Source organism: Psychrobacter sp. 1U2 (assembly GCF_051847575.1).
This window is the reverse complement of record NZ_JBPYDC010000251.1, coordinates 1-1311: the sequence shown is the minus strand read 5'-3', so window position 1 is coordinate 1311 and position 1311 is coordinate 1. Positions and strand designations below refer to the sequence as shown.

Annotated in this window: 2 protein-coding genes; one reads left to right on the top strand and one right to left on the bottom strand. The window is 41.1% G+C overall.

Annotated features, from left to right (window positions below):
* A partial coding sequence (locus ACS8FD_RS14930) for a metal ABC transporter solute-binding protein, Zn/Mn family (protein WP_439276433.1) occupies positions 1-582 on the bottom strand: 582 nt, incomplete at its 3' end.
* A 355-nt stretch (positions 583-937) separates the two neighbouring features.
* Here ACS8FD_RS14930 and ACS8FD_RS14925 point away from each other — a divergent pair.
* Positions 938-1311 (top strand): Fur family transcriptional regulator (locus ACS8FD_RS14925; RefSeq protein ID WP_439276432.1); only part of this gene is annotated, 374 nt, incomplete at its 3' end.

Sequence of the window (1311 nt, the reverse complement as noted above, 5' to 3'; positions counted from 1 at the left end):
CAAATGATGATCCATGCTTAAACTACCAGCAAGCTGTAATTGCAACGCTTTTTCGATATATTGGTAAGCATCATGATAAGCCCAATAAGGAGAGGCTTTTTGGTCATTCAACTGTGCTGATGCTACAGCTCTATCCAGTCGCTGGGCAAACTTCTTTGCATTGGCTTGATACAAATTCTTGTGCTGAGGGTTTGCATGACTGTGAATCACTGCCAGTGCTCGAGTAATGGCTTTGGCGTTTTCAGGGTCGAGCCAAATGTGCGGGTCTAAAGTGTTTGCGATAAGTTGGCCTTTAACATCACGTAATGGATGACGGTTAAAGGCATCAAAACTAAATAAGGAAATGGCATTCGGTGCGGTGTTTAAGCTTGATGCAAGGTTGTTCTCCAACGGCTCACCAAACCATACAACAAACTTACTCTCTTGAATTGCTTTGATATCACTAGGGCTAATACTGCCATGGTGGCCGACCTCCCCTGCTTGCAATAATCGATTGGCTGACGGTGCTCCCTCAGTGACCGCTTCACTTAATAAAAATAAAGGGTAGTTACTGACGCTGACGGTCGCTGCTTGCACAGTCATTATGAACGAGCTTAAAAGCATCAATACGACTGTCAATATGTATTTGGGTTGACACAAAAACTGTCCTAACCTATAAAAAAAGAAAGGACGCACTCTACCTTGAAAGTACTGACTTTCATTATCTGGTTCTCTAAGGTTTTGGGGATTAGCATTCATCGGATAACTGCCCTATAAGTATGGTCTAAAAAAGTTTGGGTCTGAAAAAACAATTCAATCATCAGCAATACTGATTTTTTAATTTTTATTATGTTATACTATAACAATAAAAATGGCTAACATAATTTATTGTTATTAGTTTTGACCGTTTTAGCTGTAGTATCGTTTTTTGGAGTCTATACTTTTTGGAGTCTACACAATGTCTTCCACTTCATCTGTTTGCGAACACTTGCATGATGTTCAGCACTTTTCGTCACGTGATGTGACTGAACGTTTAGAGACTGCTAAAGCTCAATGCCGATTGCGCGGTGTACGCTTTACTCCGCTGCGTCAGCAGATATATGCTTTGATATTACAAGCCAACAAGCCAATAGGTGCATACGACTTAATCACAGAGCTACAACAAATGCGTACGACGGCGAGTGCTAATAATGAAAAAGAACAGGTCCGAAAAAATGTAGCACCGCCAACTGTTTATCGTAGCTTAGAGTTTTTGTTGGGTGAGGGATTGATTCATCAATTGACTTCGATCAATGCTTACGTCCCTTGTTGCCATCCACGTGACGAGCATAC